This is a genomic window from Bartonella sp. CL71SXKL (genome assembly GCF_042194935.1).
Lineage (GTDB): Bacteria > Pseudomonadota > Alphaproteobacteria > Rhizobiales > Rhizobiaceae > Bartonella.
In genome coordinates this window covers 1-621 of the sequence record NZ_JBHINI010000131.1, presented here as the reverse complement: position 1 = coordinate 621, position 621 = coordinate 1, and the positions used below count along the sequence as shown (strand labels likewise).

The 621-nt window shown below is 37.4% G+C and carries 1 protein-coding gene; it reads left to right on the top strand.

The features are described 5' to 3' along the window. Positions 1 to 621, top strand: a 621-nt coding sequence (locus ACFILA_RS09895) for a hypothetical protein (RefSeq protein WP_375661167.1), incomplete at both ends; no start/stop codon positions are given.

Sequence of the window (621 nt, the reverse complement as noted above, 5' to 3'; positions counted from 1 at the left end):
GATGGTCATTTCTTAACTCGAATTAGAGCCTTAAGAGATTTTGATGATGTCAAAAAAGGCGATTTAGGGGGGTATATTGAAAATGAAAGCAACTTATCTCATGAGGGCAATTGCTGGGTTTATAATAAAGCTCGGGTCTTTCAAAATGCACGCGTCTTTGGAAATGCTAAAGTAAAAAGCTTTTTTGTTGATGTCTATGGTAATGCTCAAATTTATGGGAATGCTATTTTTGAAGGTATGACATTAAAGGACAATGCAAAGCTGTCTGGTAATGCGCATGCTAACAACGCCGTTGTAATTGAAGGCAATGCACAAATTTATGATAACGCCCGTGTCACTGATCATGCTCATATTTCCGATAATGCTGTCATTTGTGATGATGCCCATGTCGGAGGCAATGCAAAAATAAGTGGCTCTGCTTACATTTGTGATGAATCACGTGTTTTTGATGATGCCGTTATTTGTGATGCTCTTATCTCTGGTTCTTCATATATTCATAGCAATGCCTCTTTAACAGCTAATGAAGATATCTGTGATGATGCATATCCTGAGTTTGGTAGCGAAGATGATTATTATCGTCATGAGTATTATGCTGATTTTGAAGGGTATTATGACGATGAT